Below are 16,253 nucleotides of genomic sequence, written 5' to 3'. Positions count from 1 at the left end.
TTGTTTCTATCAATCAAGCAACTCTGTTCTGGCCAGCTCTTTTATTTTATACAGCCAATCCAATGCATCTCTTGGCGACAAACTGTCAGGATCTAGCTGCTCTAACGCACGGTATAACTCACTTTCTTTTATGGAGTAATGGGTTTCCGGTGCTGCTGATGCTGAACCACTGGCCAACGCTTGTGGCGCGGAGTGATCGCGACTTTCCAGCTCATGTAACTTAGCTCTGGCCTGGTTGATCACTGCACGCGGAACGCCTGCCAGTGCTGCTACCTGTATGCCATAGGAGCGATTCGCCGCACCTTCCTGAACGGTGTGCATGAAGGCGACACTATCGCCATGCTCAATCGCGTCAAAATGCACGTTCACGATATTAGCTTGTTGTTCAGCCAGTTGTGTCAGTTCAAAGTAGTGCGTGGCAAACAGGGTATAGGCATTGATTTTTTGAGCCAACTGTTCAGCACAGGCCCACGCAAGGGAGAGGCCGTCATAAGTACTGGTTCCTCGTCCAATTTCATCCATCAGAACCAGACTCTGATGCGTTGCATTGTGCAGGATATTTGCAGTCTCGGTCATTTCCACCATAAAAGTAGAACGTCCGGAAGCCAGATCGTCAGATGCGCCGATTCGGGTAAAGATGCGATCTATCGGTCCGATTCTGGCTGCTTCCGCCGGGACATACGAGCCGATATAAGCCAGCAGTACGATTAATGCTGTCTGGCGCATATAAGTGGATTTACCACCCATATTCGGACCGGTGATGATCAGCATGCGCCGCAGGTCATTCAGTTGCAGATCATTAGCTATAAATGGTGTCTGTAAACTTTGTTCGACCACCGGATGGCGTCCGGCTTTGATCTGGATCCCTGGTTCATCAACCAGTTCTGGCCGGTGATAATCCAGCGTCTGTGCCCGTTCCGCCAGATTATTCAGTACATCCAGTTCTGCCACTGCGGCTGCACTGACCTGCAATGCAGGTAAATGAGGTAATAGTTGATCCAGCAGATCTTCATAAAGCTGTTTTTCCAGCGCAAGTGCCCGGCTTTGTGCGGTCAGGACTTTATCTTCATACTCTTTTAGTTCCGGGATCAGGTAACGCTCGTTATTTTTCAACGTCTGACGGCGGATGTAATCAACAGGAACCAGATGCGCGTTGGCTTTAGTCACATCAATGTAGAAGCCATGCACCTTGTTGTAGCTGACTTTCAGCGTCGTGATACCGGTTCGTTGTCGTTCACGTAATTCAAGCTGTTCCAGATAGCGGGTCGCACCATTTTCCAGATCGCGTAATTCGTCCAGTTCCGGATGATAACCGCTGGCAATCACTCCGCCATCACGGAGCACGACCGGCGGGTTTTCCACCACGGCGCGCTCAAGCAGCTCCTGTAATTCAGGGAAGGTGCTTATTGCCTGTGCCAGTTGCTGCAGCGTCGGATTGTTCTGCAGGATGATCTGTAATTCAGGCAGTTGCTGGAATGCCACACGCAAGCGACTCAGATCGCGGGGGCGGGCAGAACGCAAAGCCAGACGAGCGATGATCCGCTCCACATCACCGATCTGTTTTAAAACCGGCATCAGTGCACTCATCATTTGCTGATCCAGTAATTCAGTGATCACGTCTTGTCGCTGTTGCAGCTGATTTTTACTGCGGATTGGCTGATGTAACCAGCGTTTTAATAAACGGCTACCCATCGGTGTTGCGGTAGCATCCAGTACGGCGGCCAGTGTGTTATCGAAGCCACCGGACAAATTACCGGTTAATTCAAGATTACGTCGGGTGGCCGCATCCATCACCACCATCTGCTCACTTTTTTCCAGCCGGATGCCCTGAATATGTGGCAACGCAGTACGCTGTGTATCACGCACATATTGCAACAACGCGCCGGCTGCCTGCAGTGCGATTTTTTCTTCTTCAACACCAAAACCACGCAGGTCCTGTGTTTCGAATTGGTTGCAAAGCAAATGATAGGAAGTGCTGAATTCAAACTCCCAGGCTGGACGGCGACGCATACCACGGCGTTGTCCCAGCTGAGTCAAATCAGGGAAATTTTCAGAATAAAGTAACTCTGCCGGATTCAGTCGTTGAAGTTCAGCAGCCAGCGTTTCCTGCCGGGTAAACTGATTGATGACAAAACGGCCTGAAGCTACGTCCATTGCCGCCAGACCATAATGCGGTGCCACAAAATCGACCGCAACAATCAGGTTATCCTGGCGTTCATTCAGTAACGCTTCATCTGTTAATGTACCCGGAGTAATGATCCGGACAACTTTACGTTCTACCGGTCCTTTACTGGTTGCCGGGTCACCAATTTGCTCACAGATAGCAACTGATTCTCCGAGCTGTACCAGACGGCTCAGATAGCCTTCTACAGCATGATACGGAACGCCTGCCATCGGTATCGGCTGGCCCGCAGACTGTCCACGTTTGGTCAGTGATATATCCAGTAATTCCGCTGCCTTACGGGCATCGTCATAGAACAACTCATAGAAATCACCCATCCGGTAAAACAATAAAATATCCGGATGCTGGGCTTTGAGCCCCAGATATTGTTGCATCATCGGAGTATGGGTGGTCAGTGATTGCGGTGCAGAAGAGGCTGGTAGCATAATGGATTCAGGTTCAGTTGAGAGAGTCAGCATGCAGAAGGATATTATTGAATTAGCTCAGCGGGTAGGACAAGCGTTGCTGGCCAGACAATGGATGGCGGCAACGGCAGAATCCTGTACCGGTGGAGGAGTAGCATACGCTATCACTACTATTTCGGGAAGTTCGGCCTGGTTTGATCGTGGTTTTGTTACTTATACCAACGAAGCCAAACAACAGATGCTGGGCGTGTCCGCGGAGACTTTACAAGCTCACGGTGCAGTCAGTGAAGCTGTTGTGAAGGAAATGACAGCTGGTGCACTGGCACATTCACAAGCCAATATCGCAGTTGCCATTAGTGGTGTTGCCGGGCCTACCGGTGGTTCAGATGAAAAACCGGTTGGTACTGTCTGGATTGCCTGGCAAATAGCCGAAGGGAAAGCCAGCACAAAAGGTTATAAATTCTCAGGAGATCGGGAACAAGTCCGCTTGCAAGCGATCCGTGAGGCCTTACTCGGTTTGTTATCATACAGTAAATAAAATACTTGATACTGTATGGATAAACAGTATGATGCTATTCATCAGCTAAGATGCTCGTTTCGTGGGGATAATTATGGATTCAAATAAAGAAAAAGCACTGGCCGCCGCATTAGGCCAAATTGAAAAACAATTTGGTAAAGGTTCGATCATGCGCCTGGGAGATACTCAGTCTCTTGATATTGATTCAATCCCTACGGGCTCGCTGTCGCTGGATATTGCTCTGGGTATCGGTGGTTTACCGATGGGGCGTATTGTTGAAATTTTTGGTCCTGAGTCGTCAGGTAAAACGACGCTGACTCTGGAAGTCATTGCCCAGGCACAAAAAGCCGGTAAAACCTGTGCTTTTATTGATGCGGAACATGCACTTGATCCTATTTACGCCGGCAAGCTGGGCGTGAAGGTCGATGATCTGCTGGTTTCTCAGCCAGATACCGGTGAACAGGCACTGGAGATCTGCGACATGCTGGTTCGTTCCGGTGCCGTGGATGTCATCATCATTGACTCTGTGGCTGCGCTGACACCAAAAGCAGAGATTGAAGGTGATATGGGTGATTCCCACGTTGGTTTGCAGGCTCGTCTGATGTCTCAGGCGCTGCGTAAACTGACAGGGAATATTAAAAATGCCAACTGTCTGTGTATCTTCATTAACCAAATTCGTATGAAGATTGGTGTGATGTTTGGTAATCCGGAAACCACAACCGGTGGTAACGCACTCAAGTTTTATGCATCAGTTCGTCTGGATATTCGTCGTACCGGTGCCATCAAAGATGGCGAAGAGATTGTTGGTAACGAAACCCGCGTCAAAGTGGTTAAAAACAAGGTCGCACCACCATTTAAGCAAGCAGATTTCCAGATCCTGTACGGTGAAGGGATCTCTAAAGAGAGTGAGCTGATCGACCTTGGTGTGAAATGTAAACTGATCGATAAATCAGGTGCCTGGTATGCCTACAAAGGTGACAAGATTGGTCAGGGCAAAGCGAATGCGATGAAATATCTGAAAGAAAATACCGCTGCAGCAGAAGAGATTGAACTGAAGTTGCGTGAATTGCTCTTAAGCCACAATCCGCCAACTGAAATCGCCGTAGCTCCGGTGGTTGAGGAGTTCACCCCATCAGATGATGAACTGGATAGTTTGTCGTTAAGCGATGATATCTGATGTGATCAGGGTTGCTTCGGCAGCCCTTTTTTCTGTGTGATTTCATTCTATGAGTTTATCTGCAAATAAAAAAAGCGTATCACCGCTGGCTAAGGTGCTGAAATTACTTGCCAGACGCGATCACAGCGTCAGTGAGTTAACACTGAAATTAAAACCCTTTTATTCCGGCAGTGAAATTGATGACGTTATTGAGCGTTGTCTGCGGGAAAACTGGCTGAATGATGCCCGGTTTGCTGAAAGTTATATTCGCAGCCGCAGTAGTAGTGGCTACGGCCCCCGGCGTATTGCGATGGAATTGCAGCAAAAAGGGGTAGCATCGGAAACTATTCGTCTGGCATTGCGGGAAGCCAATATTGACTGGCAAGCCTTGTTACTCTGGTTACTTGAACGCCGACGTCCCTTACCAGAAGAACCAGCAGAACGATTTAAACTGCAGAATATGCTGCTGCGCCGGGGTTTTTCGCCCGATCTGATTCAACGCTGTTTTTTCTCAACAGAAATCTGATTCTGTAGTGTCTTTATTATCGCCAGCGTTTTACTTTGCCGGCGATAACTTTTACAGTATGCCCACCATAAGCCTGTCTGCTTAATTATCTGAATTTAATTAATCAGGCGGGACTCAATTGCCCATGATTATTTTGTAGCAAGCAGGTTTTTTCATGCAAATGACCACATCAGAGATCCGTACCGCGTTTCTCGAGTATTTCCGTTCGCAGGGACATCAGGTTGTCGACTCCAGTTCTCTGGTGCCGCATAACGACCCTACATTGTTGTTCACCAATGCCGGGATGAATCAGTTCAAAGATGTTTTCCTTGGCGGTGACATTCGCCCATATTCCCGTGCAACAACGGCTCAACGCTGTGTTCGTGCGGGTGGTAAGCACAACGATCTGGATAACGTCGGCTATACCGCGCGTCATCATACCTTCTTTGAAATGTTAGGTAACTTCAGCTTCGGCGATTATTTCAAACATGATGCGATCCGTTTTGCATGGGATTTCCTGACTAAAGTCTTGCAATTACCGCAGGAAAAATTGCTGGTAACTGTCTATGCGACTGATGACGAAGCCTACGGTATCTGGGCTAACGAAATTGGTGTTTCGGCTGATCGAATTGTACGTATTGGCGATAACAAGGGTGCTCCATATGCTTCAGATAACTTCTGGCAGATGGGTGACACCGGCCCTTGTGGCCCTTGTACTGAGATTTTCTATGACCATGGCGCTGATATCTGGGGCGGCCCACCGGGTTCTCCAGAAGAAGATGGCGACCGTTTCATCGAGATCTGGAACGTCGTGTTTATGCAGTTCAACCGTCAGGCCGATGGTACGCTGGAACCACTGCCGAAGCCATCGGTTGACACCGGCATGGGTATCGAACGTGTTTCTGCGATCATGCAAGGTGTGCATTCCAACTACGAAATTGACATCTTCAAGACGTTGATTCAGAACGCAGCGAAGATTGTGGGTGTTACTGACCTAGAAAACAAATCGCTGCGCGTTATTGCCGACCATATTCGTTCCTGTTCATTCCTGATCAGTGATGGTGTGATGCCATCCAATGAAGGCCGTGGTTATGTGTTGCGCCGTATCATTCGCCGTGCCGTACGTCATGGTCGTAAGCTGGGTGCGACAGATACTTTCTTCTATCAATTGGTCGGTGCACTGGTTGCGTTGATGGGCGAAGCCTATCCGGAACTGAAGAGCCAGCAGCCAGTTGTTGAACGTGTACTGAAACTGGAAGAAGAACAGTTTGTCCGGACACTGGATCGTGGTCTGTCTTTGCTGGAAGAAGAACTGGTTCGTCTGGGTGACGTACGCGAAATTCCGGGTTCTGTTGTATTTAAACTGTATGACACTTACGGTTTCCCGGCCGATCTGACGGCAGACGTAGTTCGTGATCGCGGTTATACCATCGATGAAGCTGCTTTCCAGCAAGAGATGGAAAAACAACGTGAACGAGCTAAAGATGCTTCTCATTTTGCTGTGGATTACAACAAACAGCTGAAAATCGAGCAGACCAGCGACTTCTGTGGCTATGAAAGAACAATTGCTAATACCACTATTACCGCCATTTATCTGGCTGATCAGCTGGTATCGACACTGAAAGATGGTGATCAGGCTCTGATCGTATTGGAAAATACGCCTTTCTATGCAGAATCCGGTGGTCAGATGGGTGATGCTGGTCTGTTGCGTGTCGGAGATGCGCTGTTTGCGGTAACAGATACCCATAAAATAGGGCAGGCGATTGTTCACAAAGGTTTTGTTGAACAAGGTAGTTTCAAGACAGGTGATACTGTAGAGGCGATTGTCGATAACACTCGCCGTAATGCAACTGCTCTGCACCATTCAGCAACGCATTTACTGCATGCCGCTTTACGTAATGCGCTGGGTGAACATGTCGCACAGAAAGGTTCACAGGTTGGTCCGGATCGTCTGCGTTTTGACTTTTCTCATTTTGAAGCCATCAATCCTGCTGCATTGCGCCAGATTGAACAAAGTGTAAATGCGGAAATTCGCAAAAATGTACTGATTGATACTCAGCTGATGTCGCTGGATGATGCGAAAACCAGTGGCGCGATGGCGCTGTTTGGTGAGAAGTACGGTGATGAAGTCCGCGTAGTTAAGATGGGTGATTTCTCGACTGAACTGTGTGGCGGTACACATGCTAAACATACTGGTGATATCGGGTTCTTTAAAATCATCAGTGAAAATGGTGTTGCTGCCGGTGTTCGCCGTATTGAAGCAGTAGCTGGTGAAGCTGCTCTGGCGCATATTCATCAGTTGGGTGAACAACTGGATGAAGCAGCTTCCATTGTTAAAGCCGATGCTTTGTCAGTCGTGAGCAAAATCCGTCAGATGCAGGAGCGTAGCCGCCTGCTGGAACGCGAAATTGAAACCCTGAAAGCAAAACTGGCCTCACAGGCTGGTAATGACCTGTTATCGCAGATCATGCAGATCAACGGTCAGCAAGTGTTGGTAGCGCAGGTGGAAGGTGTTGATGCCAAATCACTGCGTACCACCATGGATGATCTGAAGAATCGTTTGCAGTCGGTTGTGATGTTGCTGGCGGCAGTGAATGATGGCAAGGTCAGCCTGATTGCTGGTGTAACGGCTGATTTAACTTCTAAAGTTAAAGCCGGTGAACTGGTGAATCTGGTGGCGCAGCAAGTAGGCGGTAAGGGGGGCGGACGTCCTGATATGGCGCAGGCGGGTGGTACCGATGCGACCGCCTTACCGGGTGCTCTGAAGTCAGTACAATCCTGGCTGGAAGAACGTCTGTAATTACGTCTTTTATAGCTGATGATCGACAAGCGGCGTTCAGTGAATGCCGCTTGTCGTTTTTTATATCAAAAAAATTTCAAACACTTCAGGAAAATTTCAGATGACTGATTTCCTGAACTAGACTTGAAATATGACTAATTAAACCGCACATTGATTAAACCGCCGGGATTTTTTCTGGCTGAATTCAAAAGGAGTTTATTAATGCTGATTCTGACTCGCCGTGTAGGCGAAACCTTGATGATCGGTGATGAAGTCACTGTAACCGTACTGGGTGTGAAAGGTAATCAGGTCCGGATTGGTGTGAATGCGCCGAAAGATGTTTCGGTACATCGTGAAGAAATTTATATGCGCATTCAGTCTGAAAAAGACAATGAGAACGGGCCGCAGTCTTATTGAGCCAGAACGAAAAAGTACTCAATAGGGGCGGCTAACAACCGCCTTTGTTGTAGCTATTTGATGTAAAAAGAGTAAATCTGCTCACTCCCTGTACGGATGAGTAAATCGCACAGAAAAATTGTTTGACTTATTTTCCCTGCACAGTAATATCTGCCCCCGCAACGGTGAGGTGGCCGAGAGGCTGAAGGCACTCCCCTGCTAAGGGAGCATGCGGTCAAAAGCCGCATCGAGGGTTCGAATCCCTCCCTCACCGCCATTGCGCCTGTGCATCCGTAGCTCAGCTGGATAGAGTACTCGGCTACGAACCGAGTGGTCAGAGGTTCGAATCCTCTCGGATGCACCATTTTATTTTAGTGTTATAGTTTACTCATGCATCCGTAGCTCAGCTGGATAGAGTACTCGGCTACGAACCGAGTGGTCAGAGGTTCGAATCCTCTCGGATGCACCATTTTCTTCACCTGTTTTACCTTACTCTTGCATCCGTAGCTCAGCTGGATAGAGTACTCGGCTACGAACCGAGTGGTCAGAGGTTCGAATCCTCTCGGATGCACCATTTTCTTCACCTGTTTTATCTTACTCTTGCATCCGTAGCTCAGCTGGATAGAGTACTCGGCTACGAACCGAGTGGTCAGAGGTTCGAATCCTCTCGGATGCACCATTTCCTGTTTTATCTGCTATATCCTTACTTCCTCTGTTTCACTGTCGGCTAAAAAGTCCGATAATGTATCCGTTATTCTGTTTGGTATCGAGTTTATGCCTGCCACGTCATCCAGTAAAAAAGATCAGAATGTAGAACAACTCAAGCTGCCGCCACATTCATTTGAAGCAGAGCAGTCGGTGCTGGGTGGTTTGCTGCTAGACAATCAGGCCTGGGACCGGGTCAGTGAACGGGTGGTTGAACGGGACTTCTACAGCCGGCCACATCGCCTGATCTTTCAATCGATAGCCCGTCTGGTTGAAAAAGGCAGCCCGATTGATCTGATCACGTTGCAGGAAGAACTGGAACAACGTGAACAGCTGGATGCGGTGGGTGGCTTTGCCTATCTGGTCGAAATCGCCCGCATTACGCCCAGTGCAGCCAATATCAGTGCTTATGCGGAGATTGTGCGTGAACGCGCTGTTGTCCGCGAAATGATCGCTGTGGCTAATGAGATCGCTGAAGCAGGATTCGATCCGCAGGGGCGGGGGGCAGCGGATTTATTAGATCTGGCTGAAACCAAAGTATTCAAGATTGCGGAACAGCGTACCAGTAGTACTGAAGGGCCTCAGCCACTGAAAGTCTTGCTGGAAAAGACCGTTGATAAAATCGAAGAGTTGTTTCATAAACCACACAACGGTGTGACCGGGGTTTCCAGTGGTTATGCTGACCTGGATAAAATGACTGCCGGTTTTCAGTCTTCCGATTTGATCATTGTTGCTGCGCGTCCTTCCATGGGGAAAACCACGTTCGCGATGAACCTGTGTGAACATGCTGCGTTAACCTGTGATAAGCCGGTACTTATTTTTTCGCTTGAAATGCCTTCTGAACAGATCATCATGAGGATGCTGGCGTCACTCGGTCGTATTGAGCAAAACCGGGTCCGAACCGGACAACTGGATGATGATGACTGGGGCCGTCTCTCTTCCACTATGGGGTTGTTACTGGAAAAAGGACAACTCTATATTGATGATGCCTCCGCGCTGACTCCGACAGAGTTGCGTTCCCGTGCCCGCCGTATTGCCCGAGAGCATGGCGGGCTCAGTATGATCATGATCGACTACCTGCAACTGATGCGGGTTCCGTCACTCAGTGAGAACCGGACGCTGGAAATTGCGGAAATATCCCGTTCATTAAAAGCATTGGCTAAAGAGCTGCAGATTCCGGTGATTGCATTATCACAGCTGAATCGTGGTCTGGAACAACGTGCAGATAAACGTCCGGTTAACTCGGATTTGCGTGAGTCAGGCTCTATTGAGCAGGATGCTGACTTGATCATGTTCATTTATCGCGATGAAGTTTATCACGATGACAGTGCTGATAAAGGCATTGCCGAAATCATCATCGGGAAACAGCGTAATGGCCCGATCGGTAAGCTGCGTCTGACATTTCAGGGGCAATATTCCCGGTTTGATAATTATGCCGGCCCCGCGTTTAATGACGATTACTAAGGATTATTCATGAAGGGTGCAACGGCGCAGATTGATACTCAGGCATTACAACACAATCTTGCGGTAGTCCGATCTCAGATCCCGGCGAATACAAAAGTAGTCGCAGTAGTGAAAGCCAATGCTTACGGGCATGGGCTGATTCAGGTTGCTAAAACATTAGCGTCGGCAGATGCCTATGCCGTAGCTCGTTTGGAAGAGGCGCTGATCCTTCGTTCCAGCGGTATTGTGAAGCCAATTATTATGCTGGAAGGTTTTTTCAGCGCGGATGATTTGCCTGTGTTAGCTGCCAACAATATCCAGACTGCTGTGCATTCGGTCGAACAACTGGATGCGCTGGAGCAAATGCAGTTACCTAATCCGGTTACCGTATGGTTAAAACTGGATACCGGAATGCATCGGCTGGGGGTGCGCCCTGAAGAAGCTGAAGAGTTTTGTGAGCGGTTGGCTAACTGCCGGAATGTAGTGCAGCCGTTCAACTTCATTACCCATTTCAGTCGTGCTGACGAATTAGACAATCTGGCTACAACCAAGCAAATTGAATTATTTAATCAACTGACTCAAAAGTATGCCGGTGAGTGTTCTTTGGCCAGTTCTGCAGGCATCATGGAATGGCATGATGCGCATGCGGATTGGATCCGTCCCGGGATCATGCTGTACGGTGCATCACCGTTCCTCGGAAAAACAGGTTATGATCATGGTTTGCAGCCTGTGATGACTTTGAAAACCAGCCTGATTGCGGTGCGTTTAGTGAAACAGGGCGAACCTGTTGGCTATGGCGCGAAATGGGTAGCTCAGCAAGACACTAAAGTCGGTGTGGTCGCGATAGGATATGGTGATGGGTACCCTCGCATGGCACCCAGCGGTGTTCCGGTGCGGGTGAACGGCCGTATCGTACCATTGGTTGGCCGGGTTTCAATGGATATGCTGACGGTTGATTTGGGGCCGGATGCAACTGATAAGGTTGGTGATGATGTTACCTTATGGGGTGAAGGCTTACCTGTTGAAACTGTCGCTGAAGCAATCGGGACGATCCCTTATGAGCTTATTACTAAGCTGACACCACGCGTTATCATGGAATATAAATAATTCAGCGATAGTAAAACGCCAACCCGTGAGTTGGCGTTTTATTTGTTTATTGCATAAAGCCCAGTGTTGGTACTGCTGGCTCTTCTTCTTCCGATGGATCTTGCTTCCATTTTACAATGCCGGGAGTCCAGTAAAAATACAGCCATGGCTGTTCTGTCTGCCATTGCGGGAAGATGATCTCAATGCTGTTTTTATCTTCTTTATAAATCGATGTTTCCAGATTGATTTCGGAGCAAGCCAGTACGGCTACAAATGCTATAAAGGACCATAAAAATAGTTTGTTAAACATAGGCTAATTCCTGCTCTGTCAATGTTCCATCACTCACGTTGCTACCGTAAACTCTAACATACCGGGAGCCAAGTGGTAGCTGATGCGCTGATTATATCTGTCAGATGTTACATAAAAGATGTGTTTTCACTCTTTTTGTCATTAACAGCTGATGATTGCAATACCGTAATTCTCACGTAACATACTCGCCTTTTCAGCTATTACAGGTTATGCAGGCATGCTCAGTCCGGCTTCATCTACCGATAACATTTCCGGTTATCCTCTTAATCGTTTTTCTATTGCACCTATGCTGGACTGGACTGACCGGCATTGCCGCTATTTTCACCGCTTGCTGACGAAAAATACCTTACTTTACACAGAGATGGTTACTACCGGGGCTATCTTGTTCGGGAAAGGGGATTATCTGCAATACAGTACGGAAGAGCATCCTATTGCATTGCAGCTGGGCGGTTCTGATCCGGTTGATCTGGCGAAGTGCGCCAGAATTGCCGAAGATCGTGGTTATGATGAAATTAATCTGAATGTGGGATGTCCTTCCGATCGGGTACAGAACGGACGTTTCGGTGCTTGTCTGATGGCATCTGCACAGCTGGTGGCGGATTGTGTTGCTGCGATGCGGGCAGAAGTGCAGATCCCGGTAACCGTGAAAACCCGCATTGGTATTGATGAACTCGATTCTTATGCTTTTCTGTGTGACTTTATTGAGACCGTACAGCAGACAGGGTGCAATACGTTTATTGTTCATGCCCGCAAAGCCTGGCTGAGTGGCCTGAGTCCGAAAGAAAACCGGGATATTCCGCCTCTGGACTATGAGCGGGTCTATCAGTTAAAGCGTGATTATCCGCATCTCACGATCGCCATTAACGGAGGCATAACGGATCTGGCACAAGCCAAACACCATCTGCAGTATGTTGACGGGGTGATGGTTGGCCGTGAGGCATATCAGAATCCCTATATGCTGGCTCAGGTTGACGCTCAGTTATTTGCCGATCCACATCCGGTTCTTTCCCGCCATGAAACGGTCATGCAGATGTTGCCATACATTGATGCCCATCTGCAGGCCGGCGGTTATTTGTCGCATATCACCCGTCATATGCTGGGTCTTTTCCAGGGTGTTCCGGGAGCACGGGCATGGCGTCGCCATCTCAGTGAAAATGCGACCCGTAAAGGTGCTGATACTAAAATTGTGCTGGATGCATTAAGCCATGTACAGGAATGTGATCTTGTTGGCTAAATATTAAGCAGAACCATCTATAGTCATGAGACTTCTGTATTCGGAGGTCTCATGATGCCTTATTCACTGACCGAAGAGTTTCCCGATCTGGCCGGCCGCTTTGAACGCCTGAGCCATAACGATCCTGAATTTGCCGCACAACTCGCTTCTTTTTATGCGGTAGATGCTCAGATCACGACTCTGTGTGGCGCGAATGCGCTGGATCAGTTGCCAAATCTGGCTGTTCAACGTCTGCGCCTGAAAGAATCACTTTACCGCCAGTTACTCGCGAAATAAATTCCATCGATAAATATGTGATCTTTATCGCTTTTCATGTACGCATTACTGGTACCCGTAGTAAAAACGATCTGACACTGATTATTGTTATTACTAATCCGGGATGAGTATGAAATTGCGTGGTGTGGTATTTGATTTTAATGGTGTTTTACTGTGGGATACGCATCTGCATGAGCAGGCATGGCAGCTGTTTTCAGAACGACTGCGCGGCTATGCATTCACGGCAGAAGAGATGGATCTGCATGTCCATGGTCGTAATAACAAACATACACTGACTTACTTGTCTGGCGGCCGGGAATTAACCGTAGCTGAGCTGAACTCTCTGATAGAACAAAAAGAACGCACCTATCATGAACTGGCTATTGCCGCTGGTGATCAATACTGTTTTTCTCCCGGTGCGTTAGCACTGCTGGAAAAACTGCAGCAGTTGCAGATCCCGTTTACTATCGCGACAGCTTCTCCTAAGTTAAATGTTGATTTCTATTATCAGCAGCTCGATCTGGGTCGCTGGTTTGATCCGGCAAAGCTGGTTTTTGATGATGGTTCGCGTCCGGGAAAACCGGAACCGGCGTTATTTTTGGCGGCCGCCGCGCAAATTGACGTGCCATTTAATGAGTGTTTATTGATTGAAGATTCGTTATCCGGACTGGAAGCAGCCCGACGTGGTGGTGCGGGTTACATCGTGGCGTTAGGCCCTAAAGAAAAGCATGCCCGATTAAGTGAGGCGGAAGGTGTCCATCAGGTTATTTCGCAGTTGGATGAACTGGATGTATCCGCATTGTTTGGTTGATTTGGAATAAGCAGGTCAGCGTACTGACCTGCGTTAAACAGATTACAGATAGCGGGGTCGTTTATGGTTTTGTCGCCATAATCCGATTATTAATGCCACTATACAGAAGGCAATCAACGGCAGCGATCCCCACCGGGTATAAGGCGTAACACCTGTTGTCGGTGCCACATCAACACGCAATACCTTTTGTTCAAATTGCGGCAGCATGCCGATGATTTTACCCTGATGATCGAAAGCAACGGTGACACCACTGTTCGTTGCCCGCACTACGGCTTTACCGAATTCAATGGCGCGCATACGTGCAATTTCCATATGTTGCCACGGACCACCTGAGGTACCAAACCAGCTGTCATTGGAGACATTGACTATAAATTGCGTATCTTCATGAATGTTCTGGCGCAGCTCGTCAGAGTATTCCATCTCATAGCAGATAGAGGTGGCGAACTTATAGCCGCCTGACAGCAGGTTTTCCTGCACGGCATCGCCGCGGGAAAATGAGGACATAGGCAGATCGAAGAACGGGGCGATCGGGCGCAGCAGATCACCAAATGGCACAAACTCACCAATTGGCAGCAGATGGTGTTTATACCAGCGGTTGCCCTGTCCGTACTGATATGTTCTCTGTCCTTCTTTATCTATCATACCGGTAGCCACTACGCCGTTATAGTAGCGATCCAAGGATTGATCATAATACTGTATGCCGGTGATGAAACCGGCTTTCTGGCTGCGTAATGCATCGTCCATGTTCGTCATGAACTCACGCATATCATTTTCCAGTGCCGGTACAGCAGACTCAGGCCAGATGATGATGTCGGCCCCTTTGCTTTCCCGGGTAAGATCAAGGTAACGGACCAGCGTCGGTTTAATAAAGTCAGCTTCCCACTTTGATGATTGCGGGATATTCCCTTGAGCCAGTGCAAAATTGACTGTTTCACCCGGCTGTGTCCAGACTTTCTGTTGTAATCCGTAGCCGGTAACAAACAGTAAGGGCGGCAGCAGTAACCATAAAATCCGGCGCTGTTGCCAGCAGAGCAGACAAGCCGCCGCACTCCACAGTACTGCCAGAGTGATACTCTGCACGCCAAATAATGGCGCAAAGCCGGTTAACCAGGTATCGACCTGACTGTAACCCAGCCACATCCAGGGAAAACCCGTCATGACATGACCCATGGCCCAGTCACTTAACAGCCACAATGCCGGAAAAGCAAACAGTAACCGGGTAACACCGGTGCGGGGGAAAAAACGATTGAGCAGGGCTGCAGCCAGTGCCGGATACAGCGATAAATAGGCGCATAATATGGCAACCAGCACAAACGCTGCTGGCAGGGAGATCCCGCCGAATTGGGTCATACTGACGTGGATCCACCACAAGCTGGGCAGATTCATTGCCATGGCAAAAAGCCAGGTCAGCCAGAATGCACGTTTGCCGGTTTGCTGATGCAGGGAGGCCAATAAGCCGAACATGGCGAAGAAAGCCAGTGGCCAAAGTTTGAATGGTGCAAAGGCAGCACCGCAGAGCAGGCCAGACAACAACGCGCCCCAGAGAGCGCGTTGTGAAACCGGACGGCTGAAACCGTCATAATCATTCCATTTCATTATCAGTTCGCTGTTCAGGAATAGTGACTTGTAATTGAATCAGACGGCGACGATCGACCTGCAGGATCTTGAATTCAAACCCTGATAGTTCAATGCTTTCACCGCGTTTTGGCAGGTGACCGAATCCATGCATGACCAGACCACCGATCGTATCGACGTCATCATCACTGAAGTGACTGCCAAAATGCTCGTTGAAATCCTCAATCGGAGTCAATGCATTGATGGTGTACCGATATTCATCCAATGCCCGGATCGACGGTTGATCCTGCGCCTGATCATCATATTCATCTTCGATTTCACCGACGATCAATTCCAGAATATCTTCAATCGTGACGAGTCCGGAGACACTGCCAAATTCATCGACCACAATCGCCATATGATAACGTTGCTGCTGGAACTCTTTCAGCAAGCGATCAACGCGTTTACTTTCCGGCACGACGACTGCAGGGCGTAAGACCTTCTCGAAATCGAATGATTCACTGGTCAGTCCGAAGCCGTAAGGCAGCAGGTCTTTCGCCAGCAAAATGCCATCGACATGGTCTTTATCATCACTGATAACAGGAAACCGGGAATGTGCCGAGCGGATGATCATCGGTAAAAATGCCGAGACCGGCTGGTCACTGCGAATGGTGATCATCTGTGTACGCGGGATCATGATGTCCCGCACTCTTAATTCGGAAACTTCAAGAACACCTTCAATCATTTCCTTTGTGTCTTCGTCAATGACGTCGCGTTCTTCGGCATCCTGTATTACTTCAACCAGATCGTTACGATCTTTCGGTTCACCCTGAAACAGATGGCTTAAACGCTCCAGCCATTTTTTTCGTGATGAACCGTGACTACTGTGAGAGTACTCGTCACTCATGATGTCATT

Annotated in this window: 14 protein-coding genes and 5 tRNA genes; 15 read left to right on the top strand and 4 right to left on the bottom strand. The window is 48.6% G+C overall.

The genetic code is table 11. The annotated features are described in order from the left end of the window. Window positions 1–9: 9 nt before the first annotated feature. Window positions 10–2,607, bottom strand: coding sequence for a DNA mismatch repair protein MutS (mutS, locus tag TOLA_RS13970; protein ID WP_015879775.1), 2,598 nt, complete (start codon window positions 2,605–2,607; stop codon window positions 10–12). Window positions 2,608–2,638: 31 nt separating this feature from the next. On the opposite strand from mutS, the gene pncC reads away from it, so the two are divergent. From pncC to alr, 12 genes are all read left to right on the top strand, one after another. After that, window positions 2,639–3,124, top strand: coding sequence for a nicotinamide-nucleotide amidase (gene pncC / locus TOLA_RS13965; RefSeq protein WP_015879774.1), 486 nt, complete (start codon window positions 2,639–2,641; stop codon window positions 3,122–3,124). 73 nt (window positions 3,125–3,197) lie between these two features. Further along, entirely contained in the window at window positions 3,198–4,280 is a 1,083-nt protein-coding gene (gene recA, locus TOLA_RS13960; protein ID WP_015879773.1) for a recombinase RecA, read from the top strand. A gap of 49 nt (window positions 4,281–4,329) precedes the next feature. Further along, entirely contained in the window at window positions 4,330–4,785 is a 456-nt protein-coding gene (locus tag TOLA_RS13955) for a regulatory protein RecX (RefSeq protein WP_015879772.1), read from the top strand. Between the two features lie 154 nt (window positions 4,786–4,939). Further along, window positions 4,940–7,564, top strand: a complete 2,625-nt coding sequence (gene alaS, locus TOLA_RS13950) for an alanine--tRNA ligase (RefSeq protein WP_015879771.1) — start codon at window positions 4,940–4,942, stop codon at window positions 7,562–7,564. 201 nt (window positions 7,565–7,765) lie between these two features. Next, complete coding sequence (csrA, locus tag TOLA_RS13945; RefSeq protein WP_015879770.1) at window positions 7,766–7,960, top strand: carbon storage regulator CsrA; 195 nt, start codon at window positions 7,766–7,768, stop codon at window positions 7,958–7,960. 163 nt (window positions 7,961–8,123) lie between these two features. Then, window positions 8,124–8,216 (top strand) — tRNA-Ser (locus TOLA_RS13940). Window positions 8,217–8,226: 10 nt separating this feature from the next. Then, window positions 8,227–8,303 (top strand) — tRNA-Arg (locus TOLA_RS13935). A 28-nt stretch (window positions 8,304–8,331) separates the two neighbouring features. Then, a tRNA-Arg gene (locus TOLA_RS13930) sits at window positions 8,332–8,408 on the top strand. A gap of 28 nt (window positions 8,409–8,436) precedes the next feature. After that, window positions 8,437–8,513: transfer RNA gene (locus TOLA_RS13925), tRNA-Arg, on the top strand. A gap of 28 nt (window positions 8,514–8,541) precedes the next feature. Beyond that, a tRNA-Arg gene (locus TOLA_RS13920) sits at window positions 8,542–8,618 on the top strand. 95 nt (window positions 8,619–8,713) lie between these two features. Continuing rightward, window positions 8,714–10,108, top strand: coding sequence for a replicative DNA helicase (gene dnaB / locus TOLA_RS13915; protein WP_015879769.1), 1,395 nt, complete (start codon window positions 8,714–8,716; stop codon window positions 10,106–10,108). A gap of 9 nt (window positions 10,109–10,117) precedes the next feature. Continuing rightward, window positions 10,118–11,194, top strand: a complete 1,077-nt coding sequence (gene alr / locus TOLA_RS13910; RefSeq protein WP_015879768.1) for an alanine racemase — start codon at window positions 10,118–10,120, stop codon at window positions 11,192–11,194. 46 nt (window positions 11,195–11,240) lie between these two features. Here the strand turns inward: alr and TOLA_RS13905 are convergent, their stop codons facing one another. Then, window positions 11,241–11,483 carry a hypothetical protein gene (locus tag TOLA_RS13905; RefSeq protein WP_015879767.1) on the bottom strand — a complete coding sequence of 81 codons (243 nt, stop codon included), beginning with the start codon at window positions 11,481–11,483 and terminating at the stop codon, window positions 11,241–11,243. A 217-nt stretch (window positions 11,484–11,700) separates the two neighbouring features. On the opposite strand from TOLA_RS13905, the gene dusA reads away from it, so the two are divergent. The 3 genes from dusA to TOLA_RS13890 all read left to right on the top strand — a co-directional run bounded on the left by dusA (window position 11,701) and on the right by TOLA_RS13890 (window position 13,783). Next, a complete protein-coding gene (gene dusA, locus TOLA_RS13900; protein WP_015879766.1) occupies window positions 11,701–12,717 on the top strand; it encodes a tRNA dihydrouridine(20/20a) synthase DusA in 1,017 nt (338 codons plus the stop codon). Between the two features lie 51 nt (window positions 12,718–12,768). Then, window positions 12,769–12,993, top strand: coding sequence for an HP1242/YdcH family protein (locus tag TOLA_RS13895; protein WP_015879765.1), 225 nt, complete (start codon window positions 12,769–12,771; stop codon window positions 12,991–12,993). Window positions 12,994–13,102: 109 nt separating this feature from the next. Beyond that, window positions 13,103–13,783 (top strand): HAD family hydrolase, encoded by a 681-nt coding sequence (locus tag TOLA_RS13890; protein WP_015879764.1) that lies wholly within the window; start codon window positions 13,103–13,105, stop codon window positions 13,781–13,783. A 42-nt stretch (window positions 13,784–13,825) separates the two neighbouring features. On the opposite strand, the gene lnt is transcribed toward TOLA_RS13890, so the two are convergent. Next, window positions 13,826–15,379 (bottom strand): apolipoprotein N-acyltransferase, encoded by a 1,554-nt coding sequence (gene lnt, locus TOLA_RS13885; protein WP_015879763.1) that lies wholly within the window; start codon window positions 15,377–15,379, stop codon window positions 13,826–13,828. Continuing rightward, window positions 15,366–16,244 carry a CNNM family magnesium/cobalt transport protein CorC gene (gene corC, locus TOLA_RS13880; protein WP_015879762.1) on the bottom strand — a complete coding sequence of 293 codons (879 nt, stop codon included), beginning with the start codon at window positions 16,242–16,244 and terminating at the stop codon, window positions 15,366–15,368. The genes lnt and corC overlap by 14 nt, the downstream gene beginning before the upstream one ends. Window positions 16,245–16,253 lie beyond the last annotated feature (9 nt).

Source organism: Tolumonas auensis DSM 9187, from assembly GCF_000023065.1.
GTDB lineage: Bacteria > Pseudomonadota > Gammaproteobacteria > Enterobacterales > Aeromonadaceae > Tolumonas > Tolumonas auensis.
This window is presented reverse-complemented; position numbering and strand designations above follow the sequence as displayed.

Excerpts from the sequence above, each read along its gene's own strand:
- mutS (WP_015879775.1), bottom strand. The coding sequence starts at position 2,607 with ATGCTACCAGCCTCTTCTGCACCGCAATCACTGACCACCCATACTCCG.
- pncC (WP_015879774.1), top strand. The coding sequence starts at position 2,639 with ATGCAGAAGGATATTATTGAATTAGCTCAGCGGGTAGGACAAGCGTTG.
- recA (WP_015879773.1), top strand. The coding sequence starts at position 3,198 with ATGGATTCAAATAAAGAAAAAGCACTGGCCGCCGCATTAGGCCAAATT.
- TOLA_RS13955 (WP_015879772.1), top strand. The coding sequence starts at position 4,330 with ATGAGTTTATCTGCAAATAAAAAAAGCGTATCACCGCTGGCTAAGGTG.
- alaS (WP_015879771.1), top strand. The coding sequence starts at position 4,940 with ATGCAAATGACCACATCAGAGATCCGTACCGCGTTTCTCGAGTATTTC.
- csrA (WP_015879770.1), top strand. The coding sequence starts at position 7,766 with ATGCTGATTCTGACTCGCCGTGTAGGCGAAACCTTGATGATCGGTGAT.
- dnaB (WP_015879769.1), top strand. The coding sequence starts at position 8,714 with ATGCCTGCCACGTCATCCAGTAAAAAAGATCAGAATGTAGAACAACTC.
- alr (WP_015879768.1), top strand. The coding sequence starts at position 10,118 with ATGAAGGGTGCAACGGCGCAGATTGATACTCAGGCATTACAACACAAT.
- TOLA_RS13905 (WP_015879767.1), bottom strand. The coding sequence starts at position 11,483 with ATGTTTAACAAACTATTTTTATGGTCCTTTATAGCATTTGTAGCCGTA.
- dusA (WP_015879766.1), top strand. The coding sequence starts at position 11,701 with ATGCTCAGTCCGGCTTCATCTACCGATAACATTTCCGGTTATCCTCTT.
- TOLA_RS13895 (WP_015879765.1), top strand. The coding sequence starts at position 12,769 with ATGATGCCTTATTCACTGACCGAAGAGTTTCCCGATCTGGCCGGCCGC.
- TOLA_RS13890 (WP_015879764.1), top strand. The coding sequence starts at position 13,103 with ATGAAATTGCGTGGTGTGGTATTTGATTTTAATGGTGTTTTACTGTGG.
- lnt (WP_015879763.1), bottom strand. The coding sequence starts at position 15,379 with ATGAAATGGAATGATTATGACGGTTTCAGCCGTCCGGTTTCACAACGC.
- corC (WP_015879762.1), bottom strand. The coding sequence starts at position 16,244 with ATGAGTGACGAGTACTCTCACAGTAGTCACGGTTCATCACGAAAAAAA.